This window comes from Kitasatospora sp. NEAU-69, from assembly GCF_057158765.1.
The window spans coordinates 424,053-447,404 of sequence record NZ_JBWXUE010000001.1; the positions used below are offsets into that span (position 1 = coordinate 424,053).

Here is a 23,352-nt window from a genome sequence, read left to right on the forward strand (position 1 = left end):
AACTGATGAAGCCGGATGGCAGAAGTGTTCGACGAGAGGTGCGGTGCGATGCGAGACGAGCAGACGCCGGGCGGGGCGGCCGGAGCCGACGGAGGCGGCGCCGCGGGTGAGGGCGCGTTCCGGATCGAGCACGACTCGATGGGCGAGGTGCGGGTCCCCGCGGCCGCGAAGTGGCAGGCGCAGACCCAGCGCGCGGTGCAGAACTTCCCGGTCTCCGGGCTGCGCCTGGGCCGTGCGCACATCGCGGCGCTGGCCAGGATCAAGGCCGCCGCCGCGAAGGTCAATGCCGAGCTGGGGATCGTCGAGCCGCCGGTCGCCGAGGCGATCGGATCGGCTGCCGCGGAGGTCGCCGACGGCCGGTGGGACGATCAGTTCCCGGTGGACGTCTTCCAGACCGGCTCCGGCACCTCCTCCAACATGAACACCAACGAGGTGCTCGCCACACTGGCCGGTGAGCGGCTGGGCCGCTCGGTCCACCCGAACGACCAGGTCAACGCGAGCCAGTCGTCGAACGACGTCTTCCCCTCCTCGATCCACATCGCCGCCACGGCCGCGGTGACCGAGGACCTGCTGCCCGCGCTGGAGCACCTCGCCACCGCACTGGAGGCCAAGCGGGACGAGTTCGCGACCGTGGTCAAGGCCGGCCGGACGCACCTGATGGACGCCACCCCGGTCACCCTCGGCCAGGAGTTCGGTGGGTACGCGGCGCAGGTCCGCTACGGGCAGGAGCGGCTGCACGCTACGCTGCCCCGGGTGGCCGAGCTGCCGCTGGGCGGCACGGCGGTCGGCACCGGCATCAACACGCCGCCCGGCTTCTCCGCCGCCGTCATCGCCGAGCTGGCCCGGGCCACCGGTCTGCCGCTCACCGAGGCACGCAACCACTTCGAGGCGCAGGGCGCACGGGACGCGCTGGTCGAGCTGAGTGGGCAGCTGCGGACGATCGCGGTCGGCTTCACCAAGATCGTCAACGACCTGCGCTGGATGTCCTCCGGACCGCGGACCGGGCTCGGCGAGATCAACCTGCCGGATCTGCAGCCCGGCTCCTCGATCATGCCCGGCAAGGTCAATCCGGTGATCCCCGAGGTGGTCGCGATGGTCGCCGCCCAGGTGGTCGGCAATGACGCGACCGTCGCGATGGCCGGCGCGAGCGGCAACTTCGAGCTCAACGTGATGCTCCCGGTCATCGCGCGCAACCTCCTGGAGTCGGTCGCCCTGCTGGCCAACGCGGCCCGCCTGCTGGCCGACCGCACGGTCGCCGGCATCACGGCCAACGCCGAGCGGGCCCGTGAGTACGCCGAGTCCTCGCCGTCCGTGGTCACCCCACTGAACCGGTACATCGGCTACGAGGAGGCCGCCAAGGTGGCCAAGCAGGCCCTCGCGGAGTCCAAGACGATCCGTCAGGTGGTGCTGGACCGGGGCTATCTGGACCGTGGCCTGCTGACCGAGGCCCAGCTGGACGAGGCGCTGGACGTGCTGCGGATGACGCACCCCTGACCCGCCCCTGATCCAGCCCTGTCCCGCCTCTGACCAGGGCGGCCGCCGCTCGGCGGGTGCTGATCCGGATCGGCGGTGCTCCGGATCAGCGCTGCGCCAGCCGGGGGAACACCACCTCGTCCAGCAGCAGCCCCACCGCGACCGCCACCGGGACTGCCACCAGCGCACCGATGATGCCGAGCAGCGCGGCTCCGACCAGCACCGCGAGGACGGTCACCACCGGGTGCACCGCGACCGCGTACTTCATCGCGCGCGGCATGATCAGGTAGTCCTCGGCCAGCCGGAAGACGATGTAGAAGGCCGCGGTGCCGAGCGCCACCGGGAGCGAGACGACCAGCGCCACCAGGGAGACCACCACGCCGCCGATCGTCGAGCCGACCACCGGCACCAGGTCCATCAGTGCGACGAAGACGCCGAGGACGGCCGGGTACGGCACGTTCCAGGCCTCGAGCCAGAGGAACGTGGCCAGGCCCGCGACGCCCGAGGTGGCGAGGTTGGCCAGCATGAACCGCCCGGTGCGCAGCACCACCTCCTCGACCAGCCCGGCCACCCGCGGCCGCCGGGAGGCCGGTACGAACCGGTAGCCGTAGGCCTTGATGGTCGGCAGCCCGGCGAGGAAGTACAGCGTCAGCGTGGTCACCACGACGAGTGCGGTCAGCGTGCTCAGCACCATCTGGCCCGCGCCCAGCAGCCCGTTCACCACGGTCGCCGTGTTGCTCCCGCTGAGCTGCTGCTTCACCTTGTCGATCAGGTGGTAGCGGTCCTCCAGGCGGCCCAGCGCGGAGTGGTGGTCGTGCAGCTGCTGCAGCCAGCCGGGGATCGCCTTGAGCAGGGCGTTGATCTCGGTACTGAGCGGTGGGATGACGAGCGACACGAAGCCGGTCAGTGCGGCCAGCACCACCAGGACCAGTGCGGTCACCGCCCAGAGCCGGCGCAGTCCGCGCCGGATCAGCCAGGTGACCATCGGCTCCAGGCTGATCGCCAGGAAGAGCGCGAGCAGGACCAGCGTGAGCAGACCACTGATCCGGAGCACCGCGTGCACGATCACGTACGCGACCAGCGCGCCGAGGGAGAGTCCGAAGCCGATCGGGAACCATGACCGGCGGACCCGCCCGTCCTGGGCGGTCACCGGCCGATCCTCGCTCAGCCGTGCTTCGGACACCGGTGCCGCCACCCTCGCGTCGTCCCCTCCGTGCTGCCCATACAACGTGCTGCCGGTACAGCCATCGCCCATGCGCGAGCCGACCGGTCGTCAGCTTCGCGACCACCGGGGCCGTCACCCGACGGAGCGTCGGTGCCGATGACGCGTCAGGGCCGCCTGTCCACGATGGCACGGAGTTCGCTGCCGCGCCCGTGCAGCGACGTCCGTGCGACCCGGGCGTGCGGCGGGTACGGTCGGATCCGGGCACGCCGGGCCCCGCGGACGTGGCCGAGCGGCTCGGCCGCGCACTCGGGCGCACACCCCAACCGCGTGCCTCGGTCGTGCAGCCGGGTCGGGTGACAGCGCTTGGCTCCCGGCGGGAGCAGACGGCACACACCAGCAGCACAGCAGGAGGCGCAGCGATGACTGAGGCAGCGGTGACCGGCCCGGCGGTGCGGTGCGTGCCGGCGATCCCGAGCTGGGTGACCCTGACGGCCGGCGACCTGGACGCCGCGCAGGCTTTCTACGGGCCGCTGCTCGGCTGGACCTTCAGCCGGGGCCCGGACCGCTGGGGACCGTACGTCCGCGCGCTGGTCGGCGGCGTGGCGGTGGCCGGTCTGAGTGCCTCCGCCGACCTGCAGCTCCCGGTCGCCTGGACCACGCACTTCGGCGCCGAGGACGCCGACGCGGTCGCCGAACGGGTCCGGGCCCGCGGCGGCACGGTCGCGATCGGCCCGCTGAGCTTCGACGCCGGTCGGCTGGCCATCGCCTCCGACCGCGCGGGCGCGCCGTTCGGCATCTGGGAGGGGGACACGAGCACCGGCCCCAGCTTCCTCTCGCTCCCGGGCGCGCCGGTCTGGATCGAGCTGCGCACCTTCGACGCCTTCGACTCGGCCCTCTTCTACGGCGAGGTCTTCGCCTGGGACACCCGGCAGAAGCCGCAGCTGGAGGTCCGCTACGAGCATGACCGGGTGGTGCTGCGCACCGAGAACCGCACGGTGGCCGCGATCGCGGTGGCCACCGACCCGGAGGCGCGGCCGACCTGGAACGTCTATTTCTCGGTGCCGGACACCGATGCCGCCGTCGAGCTGGCCGAGCGTCTCGGCGCCGACGTGCTCGGCGAGGTGCAGGACAGCCCGTACGGCCGGGTGGCCCACCTGCGCGACCCGCAGGGCGGCCGGTTCTCGCTGCTCAGCCGTCCGGCCGAAGGCTGAGCCGTCGAGCTCGCTGCCGGGTGATTGTCATGTCAGGATCGTGCGTACCCAGAGTGTGGCGTCGAAGTCGGACAGTCATACCGAAATTCCGGAGAGTGTCGGCCGATCGGGTGGGTCAGGCCGCTGCTCGGTTTGGGTGCGACTCGTCCGGGTACCGCTGGCCGCACGATCAACGAGCCGAAGGAGGCCCAGAATGGAACGTGACAACACCGGTCCTGGTGAGTCAGCGATCTGGAGCGAGCAGGTCAGTCGCAGCGCGGCCGTCACCGAGGAGATCGAGTCCAACGACCCGTTCGAACGCGGCGACACCGAGTGGTACGCCGTCCTCAGCGAGAACTGACCTCAGCGCGAACTGACCGCTCGACCGACCGGCCATCCCGCCGATCGGTCGTCCCACCGACCAGCCGTCTCACCGTCCGGCGGCGACCCAGACCGTGGTCGCGTTGCAGAACTCGCGGATCCCGTGCCCGGAGAGCTCCCGGCCGTAGCCGGACCGGCCCACGCCGCCGAACGGCAGTGCCGGGTGCGAGGCGGTCATCCCGTTGAAGAAGACGCCGCCCGCCTGGATGTCGCGGACGAAGCGCTCCTGCTCGCCCTGGTCACGGGTCCACACGTTGGAGCTGAGCCCGAACGGGGTGTCGTTGGCCAGCTCGACCGCGGCGTCCAGGTCGGCGGCCCGGTACACAGTGGCGACCGGGCCGAAGGCCTCCTCGTGGTGGATCCGCATCCGCGGGGTGACCCCGGTCAGCACCGTCGGCGGGTAGTACCAGCCCTCGGCCAGGGCCGGTGGAAGGTCCTTCGGGAGTTCGCCGCCGCACTCCACCCCGGCGCCCAGCGCCCGCGCGTCCGCGACCAGCTCCGCGAGCTCGTCCCGGCCCTGCGCGGTGGCCAGCGGCCCGATCTCGGTCGCCTCGTCCATCGGGTCGCCGATCCGCAGCGCTGCCATGCCGGCCGTGAAGGCGGCCAGGAACTCGTCGTAGACGTCGGTGTGCACGATGAACCGCTTGGCCGCGATGCAGGACTGCCCGTTGTTCTGCACCCGCGCGGTCACGGCGGTGCGGGCCGCGGCCGCCACATCGGCCGAGGGCAGCACGACGAACGCGTCGCTGCCGCCGAGCTCCAGCACGGTCTTCTTGACCTCGTCCCCGGCCACGGCGGCCACCGCCCGACCCGCGCCCTCGCTGCCGGTCAGCGTCGCGGCCGCCACCCGCGGGTCGCGCAGCACCCGTTCGACGTCGCCCGAGCCGATCAGCAGGGTCTGGAAGCAGCCGTTCGGGAACCCGGCGCCGCGGAACAGGTCCTCCAGGTAGAGGGCGGTCTGCGGCACGTTCGAAGCGTGCTTGAGCAGCCCGACGTTGCCCGCCATCAGCGCGGGCGCGGCGAACCTGACGACCTGCCAGAGCGGGAAGTTCCACGGCATCACCGCCAGCACCACGCCCAACGGCCGGTAGCGCACCCAGGCCTTGTCCGCACCCGCGTCCACCACGTCCGAGGCCGCCGGGTGCTCGTCGGCGAGCAACTGGGCCGCCCGGTCGGCGTACCAGCGCATCGCCTTCGCGCACTTGGCCGCCTCCGCCCGGGCGGCGGTGACCGGTTTGCCCATCTCGGTGGTCATCAGCCGGGCGATGGTCTCCTGGTCCGCGTCCAGCAGCTCGGCGGCCCGGTGCATCAGCTGGGTCCGGCGGCCGAAGTCGCTCAGCCGGTACTCGGCGAAGGTCTGCACCGCCCGGGCCAGGCGTTGCTCGACGGCTTCGGGGGAGTACGGCTCGAAGGTCCTGAGCGTCTGTCCGGTCGCCGGGTTCACGCTAGCGATCGCCATCGGTCGTCTCCTCGGGAGCGCGGGCCACGGAGTCCGCGGGCGCCACACAGCACGCCCGCTCATTCGAGCCTAACCGCGCCCCGGCCCGGTGGCGCGTGGGTGTGCCCGGTGGCGCGTGTTTCGGCCACGGGCGCCCGGCCACGCGTGCCGGGCTTCGCGTGCGGGGCTGCGGGTGCCCGGCTCCGGTGGGTGCATCCTGTAGGCATGCCCGAGGGTGACACCGTCTTCCGGACCGCCGCGCAGTTGCACGAGGCCTTGGCCGGCCGGGTGCTGACCACCGCGGACCTGCGGGTCCCGGCCCATGCCACGGCCGAGCTGACCGGGCGGCAGGTGCTGGAGGTCGTGCCGCGCGGCAAGCACCTGCTGGCCCGGCTCAGCGGCGGCCTGACGCTCCACACTCACCTGCGGATGGACGGACGCTGGCAGGTCTTCGGTCCGGGCGAGCGGTGGACCGGCGGGCCGGCCCACCAGATCCGGGCGGTGCTCGGCACCGCCGAGCGGACCGCCGTCGGGTACCGCCTGCCGGTGGTCGAGTTGCTGCCGACGGCCGCGGAGGCGGACGCCGTCGGTCACCTCGGTCCCGACCTGCTCGGCCCGGACTGGGACGCGGCCGAGGCGCTGCGCCGCCTGCGGACCGAGCCGGCCCGGCCGGCCGCCGAGGCGCTGCTGGATCAGCGCAACCTCGCGGGCATCGGCAACGTCTACGCCGTCGAACTCTGCTACCTGGCCGGCGTCACGCCGTGGACCCCGTTCGGCGAGCTGCCCGCGCCGGAGCGGGTGCTGGCCAAGGCCCAGCGGTTGCTCTACGTCAACCGCCTGCGGCCCGGTCACGTGACCACCGGCGAGCCCCGTCCGGACCGCAGCCACTGGGTGTACGGGCGGGCGGGCAGGCCGTGCCGGCGCTGTGGGAGCCGGATCCTGACGGTGCCGGCGAGCGCGGACGGCCGGGACCGGGTCGCGTACTGGTGCCCGCGCTGTCAGCAGGGGCCGGTGCCCGGGCCGCCGCAGCGCGGAGATCGGCGTGTCCGGAAATGACGTGACCCGCGGCATCGCCGGGAGTAGCGTCCACGACTATGGATGATCTTGCTCCCGATGATCTTGCCCTTGATGGTCCCGCGACCGGCGCCCCTGCGGCCGCCGCTGCGCTCGACCCCGAGCTTGACCGCAGGGTGGCCGAGCTCAGTGCGGCGCTGCGCGCGCCCGATCCGGCGATCCGGGACGAGCAGGCCTACCCGGCGATGCTGGAGCTGATACCGCGCCTCGCCCCCGCGCAGCGCCTGGCCCTGGGCGATGCGATGGCCGAGCGGTTCACGGATCCGCAGATCCAGGCCCGCACCTTCGCGCCGTTGATCCTGGCCGCGCTGGTCAAGGCGGGCGCGTACGCGCCGCACTGGCTGGAGGCGTTCGCCCGCTGGTATCCGGCCGAGACCGATCTGCGCGGATACGACCAGCGGCTCGGGTGGCTGCACGCCGTCGCGCACGGCGCCGATCTGCTCGGCGCGTTCGGCCGGTACGGGCCCGCCGAGCCGGGCGTGCTGCTGGCCCTCGGCGCGAAGCGGATGCTGGCGCCGACCGAACAGCTCTGGGACGCGATGGAGGACGACCGGCTCGCCCGCGCCCTCGCCCGCACGCTGACCAGGCCCGAGCTGACGGCAGCCGAGTCGGTGGCCTGGCTGGACGCGGTGGCCGACGACTTCCGGGCCGGCGAGCCGGGCCCGGTGCCCTGCCACGCCAGCAACACCATGCGGACGCTCTGGATGCTCTACGTCTACGCGGACCGGGGTGTGCGGCTCACCGCTGAGGCCGACGGTGAGCCGCTACCGCTCGCGCACCGGGACGCGGTGCGCGAACGGCTGGCGCAGGTGCTGGCGATCGTGTCGCCGTTCCTGGGGTGATGCCGGTGATGCCGGTGCGGCCGCGGCTCGTCGGGTGACCCCGGGGGCTTCGGGCGCCCCGGTGTTCCCCGGGGGCTGCCGTCAGGTCGCGGAACCGGCCGCCGCGCCGGTCAGCAGGTCGGTGCCCCAGCGCGCGATCGCGGCGTCCAGGTCGAGCGCCCGCATGCCGGACTCGTCATCGGCCGGCCAGTCCTCGCGCGGCACCCGCCACATCACCTCGAACTCGTTGCCGTCCGGGTCCTTCGCGTAGAAGGACTTCGAGACCAGGTGGTCGGTGGCGCCGACCAGCGCGCCGCGCCGGCTCAGCTCGCGGCCGATCTCGGCCAGCTCGCCGAGGCTGCCGACCTCCCAGGCCAGGTGGTACAGGCCGACCCGGCCGGGCTGCGGGCCGGGCGCGTCGGCGCCGACCGTGAAGAGGCCGAGGTCGTGGTCGTTCTGGGTCTCCTGCGCGCTGAGGAAGGCGGCGCGTCCGGGAATCTCGACATCCACCTTGAAACCGAGCACCTCGGTGTAGAACGCGACCGAGCGGGCCACGTCGCGGATGTAGAGCACCGCGTGGTTGAGGCGGCGTACGGGCATCTTCGTTCTCTCCTTGGGCCGGGGCGCTGCTGCTCGGGTTCGTACCGGCTTCACATCCGGGTTCAAATTTGAACAACGCCTGGCGCCAGCGTACCGCTTGGTTCGAATTTGAACAACGGTCGGGCGGTGGGTGGGACTGGGGGTGGGGCGGGGCGGAGGCGGCCGCGCGCTCAGCCGCCCGAACCGGCGAAGATCAGCACGGCCAGGCTGCCGAACAGTACGAGCAGGACCGCTCCCCAGAAGGTCAGCAGCGCGGACACCACCAGCTTGGCCCGTCGGGGATCGCGCACCTTGGCGAACCCCTCGCCGAGCGGGATCCGCAGGAACTTGAGCAGCGCGAGCAGTCCCGCCCCCACCAGCATGACGCCGACGCTCAGCCCGATCAGATCGGCCGCGCCCGGTCCGCTGCCCGCCGCGCGGCAGCCGGTCGCGTCGGCGGCGCACCGCACCGCGACCAGCTCGCCGGCCCGGTGGTCATGGGAGAGGCCGTCGAGTCGGGTGCTGCGTTCCGGTGCGGCGGGTGGCAGGAGCAGGCCGCTGCAGCTGAACGAAACCGACTTGTCGGAGCGTTGCGATTCGCAGTGCTCGACCCGGACCTGACCCGAGATCCCGGTGATTCCGGTGTCGATCACGAATGCCCGGCCGAGCCAGAGCAGCACCAGCACCCCGGCCGCCAGCGCGATCAGCCCGACTCCGGCCAGCTCGGCCGCCTCCGCGACCCTGCCCTGCCGCCCGGTCCGTCCGGTCCGCCTGTTCCGCATGTCCCACCCCTTGTCGATTCCGCAGCGGGTGATCAAATCACACGATCGGCAGGACGCAGGATGCCCGTGGGCGGGTGTGGTCCGGCAGCTGCCGTAGTGGCGCTGCGGCAGCTGGGGGGCGGTGCCTACGCTGGGACCCGCGTGGAAATCAGCGCGCCGGCGGACCGGCTTCACGAGGCCGGGAGGCCGGTGTGGGAGTTTCCGGCGTGAGTGGTCGATCAGTGGAGGCGATGGTGGGAATCGAGCTGGAGCTGCACTCCGGGCCGCCGGTGCGGTCCGACTGGCAGCTCGCCAGGCGAACGCTGCTGCGCGGGTCGTACGAGCACGGCGAGGCGCTCGCGCGGGTGGTCGGCTCACTCGATTGGCGGGGATCGGGGAGGCTCTGCCGGGTGGACCCGTACGACAACACGCTCTTCGACGGCCCGGAGGCCGAGGCGGCGCTCCAGGAGGTGCCCGGCCTGCTGCGCGGCTGCGCCGGCGATGCGCAGACCGCGGCGGTGCACGACCTCGCGCGGATGCTGACGGCCTGTGCGGCGACCCCCGGCAGCTTCCTCTGGTTCATCGGGGACTGAGCGAGCTGCCGTCGTGGCCGAGTCTCAGGCGCCTTCGGGCAGCAGCTCCAGGCCGTGGCCGAGGGTGAGTGCGGTGCCGTGCGCCTTGGTGCGCAGGTAGTGCAGGTTGCTCGGGGAGGCGTGCACGCCGGTCGGGACCCGGGACTGCACGGTGATGCCGAACTCGGCGAGCTGGGCGGCCTTGTCGGGGTTGTTGCTGAGCAGGTCGATCCGGCCGGCACCGAGCGTGTGCAGCATCTGGGCGGCGGCGGTGTAGTCGCGGCCGTCCTCGGGCAGGCCGAGCGCGGCGTTCGCGGCGTAGGTGTCCAGGCCGCTGTCCTGCAGCGCGTACGCATCGAGCTTGTTGTAGAGCCCGATGCCGCGGCCTTCCTGGCGCAGGTAGAGCAGGTAGCCGCCGCGCTCGGCGATCCGCTCGGCGGCCTCGCGCAGCTGCGGGCCGCAGTCGCAGCGGGCGGAGCCGAAGACGTCGCCGGTCAGGCACTCCGAGTGCAGCCGGACCAGCGGGGTGCCGGCCGGGTCCGGGTTGCCGAGCGCGAGTGCCAGGTGCTCGGCGCCGTCGGCGAGGTCGTGGAAGGTGGTGAAGTCGGCGTCGACGCGGTAGCCGTCGCCGAAGCGCAGCGGCACCCGCACCGTGGTCCGTACCCGGGCGGGTGGCGGCGCGGCGGCAGCGGGCGTGGTGACGGGGAGCGTGGTGGGCGCGGTGGGCGGCGCAGTGGGCATGGCGGGCTCCGGTCGTCCGAGGGCCTTGGCAGGCGATGGCGGGCGAAGTAGTTCAAATTTGAAGTCAGTGAGAAGGTGACAGTACACCGCTCTTCAAATTTGAACAACAGCGTTAAGCTGGGCCCCATGGCAGAACCCGCAGAAGCCGCAGTGTCCCGCGCCGACTCCCCCCGGTGGTTGGACGAGCAGGAGATGGCCGCCTGGCGCGGCTTCCTGGCGGCGAGCAACCTGGTGGCCCGTCGCCTGGAGCAGCAGCTCAAGGATGACGCGGGGCTGTCGCACACCCAGTACGAGATCCTGGTGCACCTCTCGGCCGCCGAGGACGGCGCGCTGCGGATGGCCGACCTGGCCGAGCGGCTGGTCACCTCGAAGAGCGGGCTCACCTACCAGGTCGTGCAGTTGGAGAAGGCCGGGCTGGTCGGCCGGCGGTCCTGTCCGAGTGATGTGCGCGGGGTCTTCGCCTATCTGACCGAGCCGGGGGCGGCGGCGCTGCGGGAGGCGGCTCCCGGGCATGTGGCGGCCGTCCGTGAGGCACTGATCGACGTGCTGGACCGGGAGCAGCTCGGCGTGCTGGCCGAGGCGCTGGGCACGGTTGCCCGGCGACTGCGGGAGTAAGGGCTTCGGAGGCGAGGGGCCCCGGGGGTCGGCGGGTGTGATGGCGCGGTGAACGGTCGGGGCCGGGTCGGGTGAACGCTGGGCGGCGAGCGTGGTCTACGCGGGTCCTGGTGGGCCTTCGGACTGCTGAGTGGGCGTCATCTCTCTAGCGTGGCAAGGGTGTTGGCCGCTACGCTCGCTCGGCGCTGTCATGCCAATCATTGGTATGCGTCTCAGACATTCGCGTTTCCGGATGCGTGGTACCTCGACCTGTCAGGCCAGCCACAAGGAGCGAACATGTCCCGCACTGCTCGCACGGCCCGCTCATCTCGTACCGCTCGCACCACCACCCTCATCAGCACCACCACCCCCACCAGTGCCGGCCGCAGCCGCACGTCCGCCGGCATCGCCGTCGTGCTCGGCGCGCTGCTGCTCGGCGCCGTCGCGGCCGCCCCGGCGCAGGCCGACGCCGCTGCTCAGGGGTTCCGTCCCAGCCACCCCGACCGGGACTACGCCGGATCCACCGTCGTCGCACACGAGGGCCGGGGCAGCGCCGGCCCGATCCAGCCGCTGGTCGGCCAGACGCCGGGCCTGGACGTCTCCAGCTACCAGGGCGCCGTCAACTGGTCCTCGACGGCGGCGGCCGGTGCCAAGTTCGCGTACGTCAAGGCGACCGAGGGCACCGGCTACACCAACCCGGACTTCGCGCAGCAGTACAACGGCAGCTACAACGCCGGGCTGATCCGGGGTGCCTACCACTTCGCGCTGCCGAACGCGTCCAGCGGGGCGACCCAGGCCGACTACTTCGTCGGCCACGGCGGCGGCTGGTCGGCGGACGGCAAGACGCTGCCGCCGGCGCTGGACATCGAGTACAACCCGTACGGCGCCACCTGCTACGGGCTCAGCCAGAGCGCGATGACCGCCTGGATCAGGGACTTCAGCAACACGGTGGAGAGCCTCACCGGCCGCTACCCGACGATCTACACCACGCTCGACTGGTGGACCACCTGCACCGGTGACAACGCGGGCTTCGGTGCGACCAACCCGCTCTGGCTCGCCCACTACTCCAGCTCGGTCGGCACGCTGCCGAACGGCTGGTCCTACCAGACCTTCTGGCAGTACGCCGACTCCGGGACCTTCCCCGGTGACCAGGACTACTTCAACGGCTCGGTGGCCCGGCTCCAGGCGCTCGCGACGGGCTGAGTGCTGGAGCCGGTCGTCAGCACCGCGGCAGGGGTGGCGGGGCCGGGGCCGGGGCCGCGGTGGCGGTCCCGGCCCCGCCGCCCCGGTTCTGCTGCCGCGCGGGCGGCGGCCGGTGGCGTGCACGACGGCGCACGGCGAGCGAAGCTTGGTCTCATGGCCAGTGCGAAGCGGGTGCGCGTGCGGAGGTACCAGGGCCTGCCGTCCGGGCCGCTGCGCCCGCGGGCCCTCGCCCGAGCCGGCGCCGGGGAGGTCGCGGAGGTCGTCACCGGGCCGCCCGAGGAGCTGACCGAGGTCCGTTACGACACGGCGGGCCGGCGGCTGCGCACGCACGGGCTCACGCTCGGCCGATGGGTCGGCGAGTCGGGCGAGTGGTGGCGGCTGACCGGTCCGGACGGTGTCGAGAGCTGGTTCCCGGCCCAGGCGGCCAGGTCCGAGGTGCCGGCGAGGTCCGAGGTGCCCGAGAGCTCCGAGGTGCCGGAGGAGGTCGCCGACCGGGTGTGCGCGTACGCCGCCGGGCGGCAGCTGCGGCCGGTGCTGCGGCTGAGCACCCACCGCGAGCGCTCGCTGTTGCGCGACCGGCGCGGGCGCACGCTGGCCGAGCTGGACCGGGACGAGGTGCTGGCACAGCCGCTCGTCCGCTCGCCGGGGCCCGTCGGCGAGCCCCGGCGGCGGGACCGGCTCGCCGGCTGGTCGCAGACCGAGCTGCGGCTGCGGCGGGGGCGACGCCGGCTGCTCGCCGCGGTGGCCGACGAGCTCGGCTTGCCGGAGGTGGCCGCGTCCGACGCGGAAGCGCCCGGCTCGGTCGCGCCCGGCTCGGCCGGACGTCCGACGGCTGGACGTCCGACAGCTGGACGCAGCGGTTCCGGGCTGGTGGCGAGCGCCGCTGGGCCGACCGGCGCCGATCCTGCCGCCGGCACCGCCGGTGCGGCACTGGCCGGGTACCTGCGAGTTCGGTGCGCCGAACTGCTGGCGCTGGACGGCGCGGTGCGGCGCGACGAACCCGACTCCGTGCACCGGATGCGCGTCTGTGCGCGCCGGCTGCGCAGTGCGCTGACGAGCTGCCGGGCACTGCTGAAGCGACCGCGGATCGGCCTGCTCAACGAGGAACTGCGCTGGTTCGGGGCGGTGTTGGGAGCCGCGAGAGACGCGGAGAGCATCGGGGAGCGGCTGGCGGCGCAGGCGGCACGGCTCCCTCCGGTGGCCGAGCCGGCGCAGTTGGCGGGGCGGATCGAGCGGCAGTTCCACGGCCGCTACGCGGCGGCGTACCGGGAGCTGCGCGAAGTCATGGCCGGCGACCGGTACTTCGCGCTGCTCGCGGAGCTGGAGTCGGTCGCCGCCCGGCCGCCGCTGCGCTGTCCGGCGGCGCGCGGGGTGGCGGAGTTGGAGCGGCTGCTGCGGCGCGAGCAGCGGCGGACCGGCCGGCGGATGCGGGCGGCGCTGGCACTCACGCCGGGTGGTCCGGACTCCGACGAGGCGCTGCACGCGGCGCGGAAGGCGGCGAAGCGGGCCCGGTACACCGCCGAACTCGTCGGCCCCGGCGGCGCCGAGCTCGCGCGCCGGATGCGCGCGCTGCAGGAGGCGCTGGGCGCGTACCAGGACGCGGTGGTCGCGGAGCAGTTGTTGCCCGGGCTGGCTCGCGAGGCCCACGCGGCTGGTGCGGAAACGTTTGGCTACGGTCTGCTCTTCGCTGCCCAGCGACCGTCCGCTGCAGCCTCGTTGGCCGCCGCCGTGCCGGCCTGGCGCCGCGCCGGGGGCAAGCGCCTGACCCGCCTGCGGTGACCGGCGGACTGGTGACCGGTGGGCGGATCAGCGGCTGACCGGCCGATCTTCTGTGCAGGTGGCGCACCCGGCGCGGCCGCAAAGCTGGTAGCGTTGCGTGCCCGCTATCTCACGCTCCGTCAGACGTCGCCAGGGGAACCGTGTCCGAGCAGCTGAACCTGAGGATCCCGCAGTCTTCGCTCGACCGGGGCGAGCCGATCGATCTCGCCGATCCCGCCTTCTGGCGGCTGCCGGCCGCCGACCAGGCCGCCGCCTTCCGCCAACTGCGCGCGCTGCCCGCGCCGGTGTACTTCGCCGAACGGCCGGCCGGCCGGCTGGGCCGGGGCCGCGGGTTCCACGCCCTGGTCCGGCACGCCGACGTGGTGGCCGCCAGCCGCAACCCGCAGGTCTTCACCAGCGCGCCCGGCGCCACCACCCCGGCGCCGGCCCGCTGGGTGCGGCTGCTCTTCGGCGACTCGATGGTCAACCTGGACGACCCGCGCCACGCCCAGCTGCGCCGGATCGTCTCGCGCTCCTTCACCCCACGGCTGCTAGCCCGGGTCGAGCAGGACATCCGGGCCACCGCCGAGCGGATCGTCGACGAGGTGCTCGCCCGGCGGCCGGACGAGTTCGTCTCGACCGTCGCCGCCGTCCTCCCGTTCGAGGTGATCTGCACGATGATGGGGATTCCGGCGGAGCTGCGCCCGGCGATCCTGCGGCAGATCGACCAGTCCGCCGCGCACACCGGGGTCGCGCGCCCGCTGCGCGAGCGGATCCGGGTCCCCGGCCAGGGGCTGCGCGCGCTGGCCCGGTTGCAGGGGATGGTCGCCGAGCTCGGGCGCGAGCGCCGGCGCCGGCCCACCGACGACCTGATCTCCGCGCTGGTCACCGCCGACGTCGAGGGCCGCGGCCTGACCGGCCGTGAGCTCGGCGCGTTCTTCTCGCTGCTGCTGGTGGCCGGTGTGGAGACCACCCGCAACGCGCTCGCGCACGCCCTGCACCTGCTGACCAGTCACCCCGAGCAGCGCGAACTGCTGCTGGCCGACCTGGACGGCCGCCTGGACGGCGCGGTCGAGGAGATCCTGCGCCACGCCACCCCGATCATCCAGTTCCGCCGCACGCTGGCCGCCGACCACACGCTGAACGGCACACACCTGGCGCGCGGCGAGCAGGTCGCGCTCTTCTTCGGCTCGGCCAACCGGGACGAGACGGTCTTCCCCGACCCCGACGCCTTCGACATCACCCGCCACCCGAACCCGCAGCTCGGCTTCGGCGGCGGTGGGCCGCACTTCTGCCTCGGCGCCCAACTGGCCCGCCAGGAAATGCGGGTGTTGCTGCGCGAGCTCCTCACCCGGCTGCCGGACATCCGCTCGGTGGGCGCGCCCGAGCTGGTGCCGTCCAGCTTCGACAACCGGGTGCGGACGCTGCGGTTCACGTTCTAGCCGTCACCCGGGCGTTCCTCAGAGATCGCCGAGCGGGACGCCGGGGTCGGCGAGGGCGGTGAGGTCCACCGGACGGCCGGAGCGGACGAGCGCGCGGATCTGGTCGGTGACGTCCCAGATGTTGACGTTCATCCCCGCCAGCACCCGCCCGCCGGCGGTCCAGAACGCGATGAACTCGCGGGTCGCCGGGTCGCCGCGCAGCACCACCCGGTCGTAGTCGCCCGGCTCGGCGTAGCCGGTGTACTCCATGCCGAGGTCGTACTGGTCGGTGAAGAAGTACGGCAGCCGGTCGTACGCGGCCTCCTGGCCGAGCATCGCGCGGGCGGCGGTGCGGGGCTGGTGCAGCGCGTTGGCCCAGTGCTCGACGCGGATCCGGCGGCCGAGCAGCGGGTGCTGCGCGTTGGCGACGTCGCCGGCCGCGTAGATGTCGGGGTCGGAGGTGCAGAGCGAGGCGTCGGTGGTGATGCCGTTCTGCACGGCGAGTCCGGCGGCTTCGGCCAGGCCGGTGTTCGGCACGGCTCCGATGCCGACGAGGACGGCCTCGGCCGGCACCAGGGTGCCGTCGGCCAGCCGGACGCCGGTCACCGTGCCGGCCTCGCCCGCGAACGACGCCACCTGGACGCCGAACCGCAGGTCCACGCCGTGCGCGCGGTGCAGGTCGGCGAAGACCTGGGCGACGTCCGGGCCGAGCACGCGCAGCAGCGGCAGGTCGAGTGCTTCGAGCACGGTCACCTCGACCCCGGCGGCCCGTGCGGCGGCGGTTGCCTCCAGGCCGATCCAGCCGGCGCCGACCACCGCGATCCGGCCGACGCCGGCGAAGAGCGCGCGCAGCCGGTCGCTGTCGGCGACGGTGCGCAGGTAGTGCACACCGGCCAGCTCGGCGCCGGGCACCGGCAGGTGGCGTGGGGCCGAGCCGGTGGTCAGCAGCAGCTTGGCGTACGGCAGGTGGGTGCCGTCGGCGAGGGTCAGCCGGTGGGCGGCGGGATCGAGTGCGGTCACCGTGCTGCCGAGCCGCAGCCCGATGTTCTGCTCGCGGTACCAGGCCTCGGGCTGCACGTAGATCTTCTCGCGCGGCTCGGTGCCGAGCAGGTAGCCCTTGGACAGCGGCGGGCGCTCGTAGGGGAGTTCGGACTCCTCGCCGATCAGCAGCAGCTCGCCCTGGTAGCCCTCCTCGCGCAGGGTCCGGGCGGCCTGGGCGCCGGCGAGGCCGGCGCCGACGATGACGTAGGGGTGGGTCGGGGCGGGGGCTGCCATGCGCGCTCCTTGGTGGCTGTGGCTGTGGCTGTGGCTGTGGCTGTGCGTGGTCGGGTAGTCGCTGCAGGTGCTCGACCAGTCCATCAGAGCGGCCGGGGCAGCGGAAGCGCGCGCCGACACGCGTCCGGGGGGAGGATGGAGGCACCCTTGCCACGCCGGCGCGGCCGGCGGGTCGTGGAGGAGGCCAGCGATGGAGACACCGCAGACACCGCAGACACCGCAGGCCCGGCAGACCGAGCGGACCCAGCGGACGGCGCAGACGGCGGAGCCCGGCCGGGAGGGGAAGGTGCCGGGCGGTTCGACCGGCGTCCAACGGGCGGCACGGGCGGCGAAGCAGCCGGGGCCGACGATCGGCGGCGGCTGGGACGCGTTCTACCACATGCGGCTGTCCACGCTGCTGACGCTGATCGGGGCCTCGATGGGCCTGGGCCTGGTCGGTGCACAGGTGGAGACGACCTGGGTGCTGGTGCTGTTCGCGATCTTCTGGGGCATCACGGTGGTGGCGATGATCACCTACGCGGCCCGGCTGGCCGTCGAGCACGGCCACCACGTGGCCCCACATTAGGTCCGTCCGTCGGCCGTTGGTCCCCGTCTCGTGGGAGGCGGGGACCAACGGCGTTCAGAAGTGCAGCTGGATCACCTCGAAGGCCGCTGCGAAGCGGGTGCCCAGGCGGGTGCCGGCGGCGCGGGCCATCGACTCCAGGAAGCCGGAGGTGTCTGCCATCGCACCGCCGAGGCCGGCCAGGTACGCGGCGTGGGCCTCCAGCGAGGCGACGCCGGTGGCGAAGCTGTCGGTGGTGTCCACGGCGTGCCGGGCCTCCGGCGAGCCGGCTGCCCAGAGCTGGCGGACGCCGTTCCAGGGTTCCAGGCCCTCGTCGGTGAGCTCCCGGAAGACCCAGCGGTTGCCCGCGTCGCGCACCGCGTCCAGCGTGGCCCGGCCGGCCGCGATGTGGTCGGCCTGGTTGGGGAAGACGCCGCCGTAGGTGTCCCGGAAGTTGCCGGTCAGCACGATCTCCGGGCGGTAGCGGCGGACCAGGCGGGCGATGTCGCGGCGCAGCGGCAGCCCGTACTCCACTACTCCGTCCGGGTGGTGCAGGAACTCCACGGTGTCCACGCCGACCAGCGCCGCCGAGGCGACCTGCTCGGCCTCCCGGATCGGCTTGCACTCCCGTGGGTCCATCGCGTCGATGCCGGCTTCGCCGCTGGTCACCATCGCGTAGACGACGCGCTTGCCCTGCGCCGTCCAGCGGGCCACGGCGGCGGCCGCGCCGTACTCCATGTCGTCCGGGTGCGCGACCACCGCGAGTGCCCGCTCCCAGTCCTCGTCGAGCGGCTGGTACGGCTCCGGCTCGGGCTGAGTCGGCTCGGTCATCGGGCTGGCCTCCTGCTGGCTCGGTCGATCGGGCGTCCGTCGATCATCTGTGCGTCGATCAGCTGCGCGCAGCCCACTATGGCGCACGATTGACGCCGGGTCAGGCAGGCTTGCGGCCCGACACCGAGACCAGCGTGTAGGAGAGCGCCCGGAAGTCGGGGCGCCGGACCAGCTCGCAGAAGGCCGTCAGCTCGGCCTCGGTGAGACCGCCGGCCAGCAGGCGATCGCGCAGCAGGCTCACGTTGGCCTCGTGCAGCCGGGCACCGCCGCCGGGGGACCAGCTCTCGGCGTGGACGGTGCTGAGCACCTCGGTCAGGCCCAGCCCGGTCATCGCGGCGTGCGCGCGCTGGGCCCAGGAGAGGTCGGCGCCGGCGGCAGTCAGCACGGCGAGCACGGCGTCGATCACCCGGGTGAAGAGTGCGGTCTCGGCCGGGTCGGTCTCGCTCAGGACGTGCAGCGGGCTGCGGTCGAACTCCTCGATCAGCAGCACACCGCCCGGCCGCAGCGCATCGGCCAGGGTGGCCAGTACCCGCTCGCGCTCGGGCAGGTGGATCAGCACCAGGCGGGCGTGGATCAGGTCGAAGTCACGGCCGGGCGGCTGCTCGGTCCGCACGTCGTGGTGCAGTGCGGTCAGGTTCGCGGGGGACCGGTCGGTGAAGCGGAGCAGGTCGAGGTCGGTCGCGATCACCTCGCCCTGCGGGCCGACCCGGTCGGCCAGCAGCCGGGCGATCGAGCCGCCACCGGCGCCGATCTCCCAGCAGCGGGCGCCCGGGCGCAGGCCGAGGGCGTCGATCCTGCGGGTGGTCGCCGGGTCGAAGTAGTCCTGGAGAGTGCTGAACTGGTCTTCGGCGCTGTCGGCACGATTGTCAAATGCGTACTGGGCGGCGGGCATTCGATCCTCCGGCGCTAGCAGGACTGATGGATCGTCAGAATAGGTGAGCGGGAGGCGGACAAGGGTGGGACGGCGGTTGACCGGGCCCACTCGGTGAGCTCCGCGAGGCGCCCGGGGCAGGTTCGGTGGGCAAGTTCAGTGGGCAGGTTCAGTCGCCGATGGTGGCCAGGTCCTGGACGGTCAGGTTGGAGAGCGTGCGGCCGTCGTTCTGCACCTCGCGCAGGTACCACTTCTGCACCGGTGAGTGCGTGGTGGCGCCGAACTGCCAGGTGCCGCGCGGGCTGTCGATCTGGCCGAGGCCGGCGATCGCGTCGTTGACGCTGTCCGGGGTCGGGTGCCGGCCGGCGGCGGCGATGGCCTTGTCCAGCACGGCGGCCGCGTCGTAGGAGGCCATCGCGTACGTGGTCGGCGGGCCCTGGTGCTTGCTCTGCCAGCCGGCGACGAAGGTGCGGTTGGTCGCATTGTCCAGGTCGGGCGCGTAGTTGAGCACCGAGCGGATGCCCTTGGCCGCCTCGCCCTGGGCGTTCAGCACGCCGCCCTCGGTGAGGAAGCCGGCCGCGTAGAGCGGGACGTCCCGGACGTCCGACTGTGCGTACTGCTTGACGAAGTCGGCCGCCGCGCTGCCCGCGTAGAAGCAGTAGACCGCCTTCGCATGCGAGTTCCGGATCTGGGTCAGGTACGGCGTGAAGTCGGTGGTGGCCGGGAACGGCGTGAAGAGCGCCTTGCCGTTCGGGTTGGCGAGCTGGCCGCCGGCCTTGGCGAAGGCGTCGGTGAAGCCCTGCAGCTCGTCCCAACCGCCCTGGTAGTCCGGGCCGATGGCGAAGACCGGGCCCTGCGCCGTGTCCTTGACGTACTGGGCTATCGCGGCGCCGGGCTCGTTCGACAGGAAGCTGGTGCTCCACTGCCGGCTGACGTCCTTGACCACCGGGCGCCCGTTCGAACTGACCAGCGGGATCCGGTGCTCGGTGAGCAGCGGGGTGACCGCCGCGACCGAGCCGGCGCCGACGATGCCGGTCATCGCCAGCACCTTGTCCTGCTCGACCAGCTTCGTCGCGGCCGGCAGTGCGGTTGGCGCGCCGTCGCCCTCGTCGGCCACCAGCAGGTCGATCGGGTGGCCGCCCAACTGGCCGCCGTGCGTGTCGAGATAGAGCTGGAAGCCGTCCCGCAGGTCGGTGCCGACGGCCTTGTACGTCCCGGAGAGCGAGGCGAGCAGGCCGATCCTGAGTGGCGTGGCGGCTGCCACGGCCGGGTCGGCGGCGCTGCTGCACGCGGTCGTGCCGGTGCTGAGCGCGGTGGCGAGCAGCACGGCGGCGACGGCGCGGCCCGTCCTGCGGGAGCGCGGGGGCATGGCGGAACTCCAGGTGGTCGAGCTGGTCGGGCGGGCTGGTCGCTGAGCTGGTCGCTGAGCGAGCGGAGGCTGGCGTCAGGAGCTGCTGGTCCGGGCGGAGTTCAGCAGCGCGGCGCGGGCAGCCGGGGCGAGGGCCGGGCCGACCTGGTTGATCAACTCGGCCATCTCGTAGGAGACCTGGCCGATGTCGCAGCTCTTGCTCGCCAGCACCAGCAGCGAGGCGCCGCTGCTCACCGCCATCGAGAAGAGGAAGCCACCGCGCAGCTCGGTGAGGTTGCTGACCACCGGGTCCGCCTCCAGCAGCCGGCCGGCGCCGGCCAGCAGGCTGACCAGGCCGGAGGCGATGGCCGCCAACTGGTCACCGCGCTCGGTCTCGACGTCGCGGGTGGCGGCGATCAGCAGGCCGTCGGCGGAGACCGCCACGGCGTGCGTGACCTCGGGGACCCGGGCCGCGAAGTCGTTCAGCAGCCAGTTGAGGTCGGGGGTGGTGGTCGAGGTCACTGGTCTTCCTTCTTCTGTTCGGACTTCTGTGCAGTCGGACGCGCCGCGCGGGGGCTCGGGTTCAGCAGGGCTGCGGTGGGGGCCGGTCGGCCGGTGCGGCTGGCACCGATGCCGCGGGCGTAGGCGGCCATCGCGGCGGAGACCTGGGCCGGGTCACGCCGCTCGGTGTCGGCGGCGGCCAGGGTGTCGGCGGCGGTCAGGGTGTCGGCGTGGGTGTGGCTCTCGGACTGGACGGGCGTGGTCGGCAGCCCGGGTCGGTCACCGCTGCGCGGCCGGCGCTTCGGCAGGCCGGTGGCGGTGGTCCCGGGCGTGGCGGACGGCTCCATGGTGGGCCGGGCGTCCGCGGCGGGCGAGCGGACCGGAACCGTGGCGACCGGCGCGGCGGCGGCCGTGGTGGGTGCGGCGGCGGTGGGTGCGGCAGCGGCGGGTACCGGCTTCGCGAGCGTGAACACGCCCGTCGGGAGCGTCACTTCGGCGATCGTGCCGCCCTCGGGGCGGGGCCGGAGTTCGACCCGGATCCCGTACCAGGAGGCCAGCTGCCCGACCACCGCCAGGCCCATCGCCCGCACGCCGGTGACCTCCAGCGGCGGCGGCGCGGCAAGCCGCGCGTTGACCGGCGCCCACTGGTCGGCCGCAAGTCCCAGGCCCTCGTCGCAGATCAGCACGGCGACCCGGTCGGCCAGCAGCCGGGCCTGCACGGTGACCCGGTGCTCGGGCGGCGAGAACGCGGTCGCGTTGTCCAGCAGTTCGGCGAACAGGTGCACCACGTGGTCCACCGCCTTGCCGGCGACCAGCAGCCCCGGGTCGAGCGACTCCAGGTCCACCCGGGTGTAGCGCTCGATCTGGCCGATCGCCGCCCGCAGTACGTCTTCCACCGGCGCGTCGGTGGCCCGGACCCGGGCCGAGGCCTCGCCGCCGAGCACCAGCAGGCTGTGGTTGTTGCGGCCCATCCGGCTGGCCAGGTGGTCCAGCGCGAAGAGCCGCTCCAGCCGGGCCGGGTCGTGCTCGTGCTGCTCGGCCGCGTCCAGCGCGCGGATCAGCGCACCGGTCAGCCGCTCGCCGCGCCGGGCCAGGCCGACCAGCACGGTGCCGAGCCGGTCGCGCAGCGCTGCCTGCTCGGCGGCGATCCGCACCGCCTCCCGGCTGACCGTGTTGAACGCGGCGCCGACTTCGGCGACCTCGTCCCGGCCGTGGATCTCGATCGGGTCGCCCGCCGCGGCGGCGAACTCCTCCGGGGTCGCGGAGCCGAGCGCGCCACGGGCGGTCAACGCCTCGACGGCGGCGGGCAGTCGTTCGTGCGCGACCGCGTGCGCGGCGTCGCGCAGCCGGCGCAGCTCGCGGATCATCGGACGGCCCAGCCGCACCGCGAGCAGGATGGCGGCGGCGACCACGAGCAGCACCGCGAGGCTCTCGCCGAGCGTCCAGAGCCGCTGGTGGTCGCGGAGCGCGGTGACCTCGGCCAGGTTCGCCTGGTCGATCCGCTGCTCGACCTGCTGCAGCCGGTCGACCCGCTGGTCCATCGCGGCGGTCCAGACGCCCGGCGCGGGCAGCGGGTCGCCCGGCCGGGAGCGGGCCACCGCGTCCTCCAGGCGGCGGGCGTCGACGACTCCGTCGCCGCTCAGGTTGCCGTCCAGCCAGTTCTGCCACTCGGGGGCGGCGGTGCGGTCGAACTCCAGGACCGCTTCGGTGTAGCCGGTCCGGCCGGCGGCGATCGCGTCCTGCGCGGCCGGCGTCAGGCCGCCGGCGGCCTGGGCGCGCAGCACGGCCAGCTCCTGCAGGCTCGCGTACTCCTCGGCCCGGGCCAGCGCCACCGCGCTGTTGATCCGGTCGGCGAGCCCGGCGGACGCGCCGCCGGCCTCGGCCACGTCGCCGCGGTAGTCGAGCAGGTCGGCGACGATGATCCGGTACTGGAAGGTGACCGCGGAGAGCTCGGCGCCCGGCCCCGACTGCACCTGTTGGCGCAGCGCGGGCAGTTGGGCGAGGGCGTGGTCCACGGTGCCGAGCAGGGTGTCGGTGTCCCCGGACATCCGCTGCAGGCGGTCGCGCAGGACCCGGTAGCGGGCCACGCTGGTGTCGGTCGCGCGGGTCTGCTCCAGGTACGTGTTGGTCCGGTCCGCCCCGGGATCGCTGGAGAGCAGCAGCGCGGCCGTGGTGCGCTCGTCCTGCAGCCGGCGGCTCAGGTCGCCCGCCTGCGCGCCGAGTGCGGCCAGCGTCTTCAGCCGGGCGGCGTCCAGCGCTTGCCCGGCGGTGCTGCGCAGCGCGAGCGCGGCGAAGGCCAGCACCGCGATCAGCGGGACGGTGGCGAGCAGCGCGAGTTTGCGGGTGATCCTCATCCGGCCGGGCCCCCGCACGCGGGGAGCTGAGCACGTGCGTCGCGTGCGGACGGGGGTGGGGGCTGACGATCGGTCATCACAGGGCCTTGGGTGCGGTCTTGCTCGGGATCGGGGCGCGGGGTGGGGGCTGCGGGCGGGGGCGGCGGGGTGCGCGGGATCGTGTGCACGGCGGGGTGTGGGCACGCGTTCGAGAGACGAACGGATCTTCCCGTGCGAGGTCAGGCGGAAGCGTAGCGTACTCATTCGCTGTCAGCGGCCCTGCCTGGCTTCGTGGTTGGGGCCGCTGCCGGGTGCGGGCGGGGTGCGGGCGGGTCGGTCGTACCCGAGCCGATCCCGCTCGGGTGCTGTGCCGCGGGCTGTGGTGTCCAGGTGTGGTCGGGGCCACTGGCGGGGTGAAATCTCACGTTCGGTAGCTGAGGCAGTGACTCTGTGTCGAGCGCGTGGGCTGTCGTCGGGGTGG

Annotated in this window: 22 protein-coding genes; 11 read left to right on the plus strand and 11 right to left on the minus strand. The window is 73.5% G+C overall.

What is annotated here, in order from left to right; all coding sequences use genetic code 11:
- The first annotated feature begins 48 nt into the window (after positions 1-48).
- A complete protein-coding gene (locus AC060L_RS01795) occupies positions 49-1,494 on the plus strand; it encodes a class II fumarate hydratase (RefSeq protein ID WP_483796501.1) in 1,446 nt (481 codons plus the stop codon).
- Positions 1,495-1,579: 85 nt separating this feature from the next.
- On the opposite strand, the gene AC060L_RS01800 is transcribed toward AC060L_RS01795, so the two are convergent.
- Complete coding sequence (locus tag AC060L_RS01800) at positions 1,580-2,623, minus strand: AI-2E family transporter (protein WP_483796502.1); 1,044 nt, start codon at positions 2,621-2,623, stop codon at positions 1,580-1,582.
- Between the two features lie 434 nt (positions 2,624-3,057).
- Here AC060L_RS01800 and AC060L_RS01805 point away from each other — a divergent pair, with 434 nt between their 5' ends.
- Both AC060L_RS01805 and AC060L_RS01810 read left to right on the plus strand, forming a co-directional pair.
- Positions 3,058-3,849, plus strand: coding sequence for a VOC family protein (locus AC060L_RS01805; protein WP_483796504.1), 792 nt, complete (start codon positions 3,058-3,060; stop codon positions 3,847-3,849).
- Positions 3,850-4,042: 193 nt separating this feature from the next.
- Complete coding sequence (locus AC060L_RS01810) at positions 4,043-4,189, plus strand: hypothetical protein (RefSeq protein WP_483796506.1); 147 nt, start codon at positions 4,043-4,045, stop codon at positions 4,187-4,189.
- A gap of 69 nt (positions 4,190-4,258) precedes the next feature.
- Here the strand turns inward: AC060L_RS01810 and AC060L_RS01815 are convergent, their stop codons facing one another.
- Positions 4,259-5,668 (minus strand): NADP-dependent succinic semialdehyde dehydrogenase, encoded by a 1,410-nt coding sequence (locus AC060L_RS01815; protein ID WP_483796507.1) that lies wholly within the window; start codon positions 5,666-5,668, stop codon positions 4,259-4,261.
- A 204-nt stretch (positions 5,669-5,872) separates the two neighbouring features.
- On the opposite strand from AC060L_RS01815, the gene AC060L_RS01820 reads away from it, so the two are divergent.
- Positions 5,873-6,703 carry a DNA-formamidopyrimidine glycosylase family protein gene (locus AC060L_RS01820; protein ID WP_483796508.1) on the plus strand — a complete coding sequence of 277 codons (831 nt, stop codon included), beginning with the start codon at positions 5,873-5,875 and terminating at the stop codon, positions 6,701-6,703.
- Between the two features lie 38 nt (positions 6,704-6,741).
- The gene (locus AC060L_RS01825) at positions 6,742-7,563 is read left to right on the plus strand and encodes a DUF2785 domain-containing protein (protein WP_483796509.1); all 822 of its coding nucleotides are present in this window, start codon (positions 6,742-6,744) and stop codon (positions 7,561-7,563) included.
- 81 nt (positions 7,564-7,644) lie between these two features.
- Here AC060L_RS01825 and AC060L_RS01830 read toward each other — a convergent pair whose 3' ends face one another.
- Together AC060L_RS01830 and AC060L_RS01835 are read right to left on the minus strand one after the other, a co-directional pair.
- Positions 7,645-8,142, minus strand: coding sequence for a VOC family protein (locus AC060L_RS01830; RefSeq protein ID WP_483796511.1), 498 nt, complete (start codon positions 8,140-8,142; stop codon positions 7,645-7,647).
- A 170-nt stretch (positions 8,143-8,312) separates the two neighbouring features.
- Positions 8,313-8,903 (minus strand): hypothetical protein, encoded by a 591-nt coding sequence (locus tag AC060L_RS01835; RefSeq protein WP_483796512.1) that lies wholly within the window; start codon positions 8,901-8,903, stop codon positions 8,313-8,315.
- 206 nt (positions 8,904-9,109) lie between these two features.
- On the opposite strand from AC060L_RS01835, the gene AC060L_RS01840 reads away from it, so the two are divergent.
- Complete coding sequence (locus tag AC060L_RS01840) at positions 9,110-9,475, plus strand: hypothetical protein (protein WP_483796513.1); 366 nt, start codon at positions 9,110-9,112, stop codon at positions 9,473-9,475.
- A 24-nt stretch (positions 9,476-9,499) separates the two neighbouring features.
- On the opposite strand, the gene AC060L_RS01845 is transcribed toward AC060L_RS01840, so the two are convergent.
- Positions 9,500-10,195 (minus strand): GTP cyclohydrolase II, encoded by a 696-nt coding sequence (locus tag AC060L_RS01845; RefSeq protein WP_483796514.1) that lies wholly within the window; start codon positions 10,193-10,195, stop codon positions 9,500-9,502.
- Between the two features lie 126 nt (positions 10,196-10,321).
- Here AC060L_RS01845 and AC060L_RS01850 point away from each other — a divergent pair, with 126 nt between their 5' ends.
- The 4 genes from AC060L_RS01850 to AC060L_RS01865 all read left to right on the plus strand — a co-directional run bounded on the left by AC060L_RS01850 (position 10,322) and on the right by AC060L_RS01865 (position 15,192).
- Positions 10,322-10,810: a MarR family winged helix-turn-helix transcriptional regulator gene (locus AC060L_RS01850; RefSeq protein WP_483796516.1), complete on the plus strand. Its 489-nt coding sequence runs from the start codon at positions 10,322-10,324 to the stop codon at positions 10,808-10,810.
- A gap of 276 nt (positions 10,811-11,086) precedes the next feature.
- Entirely contained in the window at positions 11,087-11,992 is a 906-nt protein-coding gene (locus tag AC060L_RS01855) for a lysozyme (RefSeq protein WP_483796518.1), read from the plus strand.
- 153 nt (positions 11,993-12,145) lie between these two features.
- Complete coding sequence (locus tag AC060L_RS01860; RefSeq protein ID WP_483796519.1) at positions 12,146-13,771, plus strand: CYTH and CHAD domain-containing protein; 1,626 nt, start codon at positions 12,146-12,148, stop codon at positions 13,769-13,771.
- A 140-nt stretch (positions 13,772-13,911) separates the two neighbouring features.
- A complete protein-coding gene (locus AC060L_RS01865) occupies positions 13,912-15,192 on the plus strand; it encodes a cytochrome P450 (RefSeq protein ID WP_483796521.1) in 1,281 nt (426 codons plus the stop codon).
- A gap of 18 nt (positions 15,193-15,210) precedes the next feature.
- Here the strand turns inward: AC060L_RS01865 and AC060L_RS01870 are convergent, their stop codons facing one another.
- The gene (locus tag AC060L_RS01870) at positions 15,211-16,446 is read right to left on the minus strand and encodes an NAD(P)/FAD-dependent oxidoreductase (RefSeq protein WP_483796522.1); all 1,236 of its coding nucleotides are present in this window, start codon (positions 16,444-16,446) and stop codon (positions 15,211-15,213) included.
- A 190-nt stretch (positions 16,447-16,636) separates the two neighbouring features.
- Here AC060L_RS01870 and AC060L_RS01875 point away from each other — a divergent pair, with 190 nt between their 5' ends.
- Positions 16,637-17,011 carry a hypothetical protein gene (locus AC060L_RS01875; RefSeq protein ID WP_483796524.1) on the plus strand — a complete coding sequence of 125 codons (375 nt, stop codon included), beginning with the start codon at positions 16,637-16,639 and terminating at the stop codon, positions 17,009-17,011.
- Positions 17,012-17,065: 54 nt separating this feature from the next.
- Here the strand turns inward: AC060L_RS01875 and AC060L_RS01880 are convergent, their stop codons facing one another.
- From AC060L_RS01880 to AC060L_RS01900, 5 genes are all read right to left on the minus strand, one after another.
- On the minus strand, positions 17,066-17,818 hold the full coding sequence (locus tag AC060L_RS01880) for a PIG-L deacetylase family protein (RefSeq protein WP_483796526.1): 753 nt from the start codon (positions 17,816-17,818) through the stop codon (positions 17,066-17,068).
- Positions 17,819-17,918: 100 nt separating this feature from the next.
- Positions 17,919-18,710, minus strand: a complete 792-nt coding sequence (locus AC060L_RS01885; protein ID WP_483796528.1) for a class I SAM-dependent methyltransferase — start codon at positions 18,708-18,710, stop codon at positions 17,919-17,921.
- A 148-nt stretch (positions 18,711-18,858) separates the two neighbouring features.
- Positions 18,859-20,058 (minus strand): ABC transporter substrate-binding protein, encoded by a 1,200-nt coding sequence (locus tag AC060L_RS01890; protein ID WP_483796529.1) that lies wholly within the window; start codon positions 20,056-20,058, stop codon positions 18,859-18,861.
- Positions 20,059-20,133: 75 nt separating this feature from the next.
- Positions 20,134-20,559, minus strand: coding sequence for a roadblock/LC7 domain-containing protein (locus AC060L_RS01895; protein WP_483796531.1), 426 nt, complete (start codon positions 20,557-20,559; stop codon positions 20,134-20,136).
- Positions 20,556-22,892, minus strand: coding sequence for a sensor histidine kinase (locus tag AC060L_RS01900; RefSeq protein WP_483796533.1), 2,337 nt, complete (start codon positions 22,890-22,892; stop codon positions 20,556-20,558). The genes AC060L_RS01895 and AC060L_RS01900 overlap by 4 nt, the downstream gene beginning before the upstream one ends.
- Between the last annotated feature and the right edge of the window lie 460 nt (positions 22,893-23,352).

Bases quoted from the DNA above. Each gene is read 5' to 3' on its own strand.
- AC060L_RS01795 (WP_483796501.1), top strand. From the start codon at position 49: ATGCGAGACGAGCAGACGCCGGGCGGGGCGGCCGGAGCCGACGGAGGC.
- AC060L_RS01805 (WP_483796504.1), top strand. From the start codon at position 3,058: ATGACTGAGGCAGCGGTGACCGGCCCGGCGGTGCGGTGCGTGCCGGCG.
- AC060L_RS01810 (WP_483796506.1), top strand. From the start codon at position 4,043: ATGGAACGTGACAACACCGGTCCTGGTGAGTCAGCGATCTGGAGCGAG.
- AC060L_RS01815 (WP_483796507.1), bottom strand. From the start codon at position 5,668: ATGGCGATCGCTAGCGTGAACCCGGCGACCGGACAGACGCTCAGGACC.
- AC060L_RS01820 (WP_483796508.1), top strand. From the start codon at position 5,873: ATGCCCGAGGGTGACACCGTCTTCCGGACCGCCGCGCAGTTGCACGAG.
- AC060L_RS01825 (WP_483796509.1), top strand. From the start codon at position 6,742: ATGGATGATCTTGCTCCCGATGATCTTGCCCTTGATGGTCCCGCGACC.
- AC060L_RS01830 (WP_483796511.1), bottom strand. From the start codon at position 8,142: ATGCCCGTACGCCGCCTCAACCACGCGGTGCTCTACATCCGCGACGTG.
- AC060L_RS01835 (WP_483796512.1), bottom strand. From the start codon at position 8,903: ATGCGGAACAGGCGGACCGGACGGACCGGGCGGCAGGGCAGGGTCGCG.
- AC060L_RS01845 (WP_483796514.1), bottom strand. From the start codon at position 10,195: ATGCCCACTGCGCCGCCCACCGCGCCCACCACGCTCCCCGTCACCACG.
- AC060L_RS01850 (WP_483796516.1), top strand. From the start codon at position 10,322: ATGGCAGAACCCGCAGAAGCCGCAGTGTCCCGCGCCGACTCCCCCCGG.
- AC060L_RS01855 (WP_483796518.1), top strand. From the start codon at position 11,087: ATGTCCCGCACTGCTCGCACGGCCCGCTCATCTCGTACCGCTCGCACC.
- AC060L_RS01860 (WP_483796519.1), top strand. From the start codon at position 12,146: ATGGCCAGTGCGAAGCGGGTGCGCGTGCGGAGGTACCAGGGCCTGCCG.
- AC060L_RS01870 (WP_483796522.1), bottom strand. From the start codon at position 16,446: ATGGCAGCCCCCGCCCCGACCCACCCCTACGTCATCGTCGGCGCCGGC.
- AC060L_RS01875 (WP_483796524.1), top strand. From the start codon at position 16,637: ATGGAGACACCGCAGACACCGCAGACACCGCAGGCCCGGCAGACCGAG.
- AC060L_RS01880 (WP_483796526.1), bottom strand. From the start codon at position 17,818: ATGACCGAGCCGACTCAGCCCGAGCCGGAGCCGTACCAGCCGCTCGAC.
- AC060L_RS01885 (WP_483796528.1), bottom strand. From the start codon at position 18,710: ATGCCCGCCGCCCAGTACGCATTTGACAATCGTGCCGACAGCGCCGAA.
- AC060L_RS01890 (WP_483796529.1), bottom strand. From the start codon at position 20,058: ATGCCCCCGCGCTCCCGCAGGACGGGCCGCGCCGTCGCCGCCGTGCTG.
- AC060L_RS01900 (WP_483796533.1), bottom strand. From the start codon at position 22,892: ATGAGGATCACCCGCAAACTCGCGCTGCTCGCCACCGTCCCGCTGATC.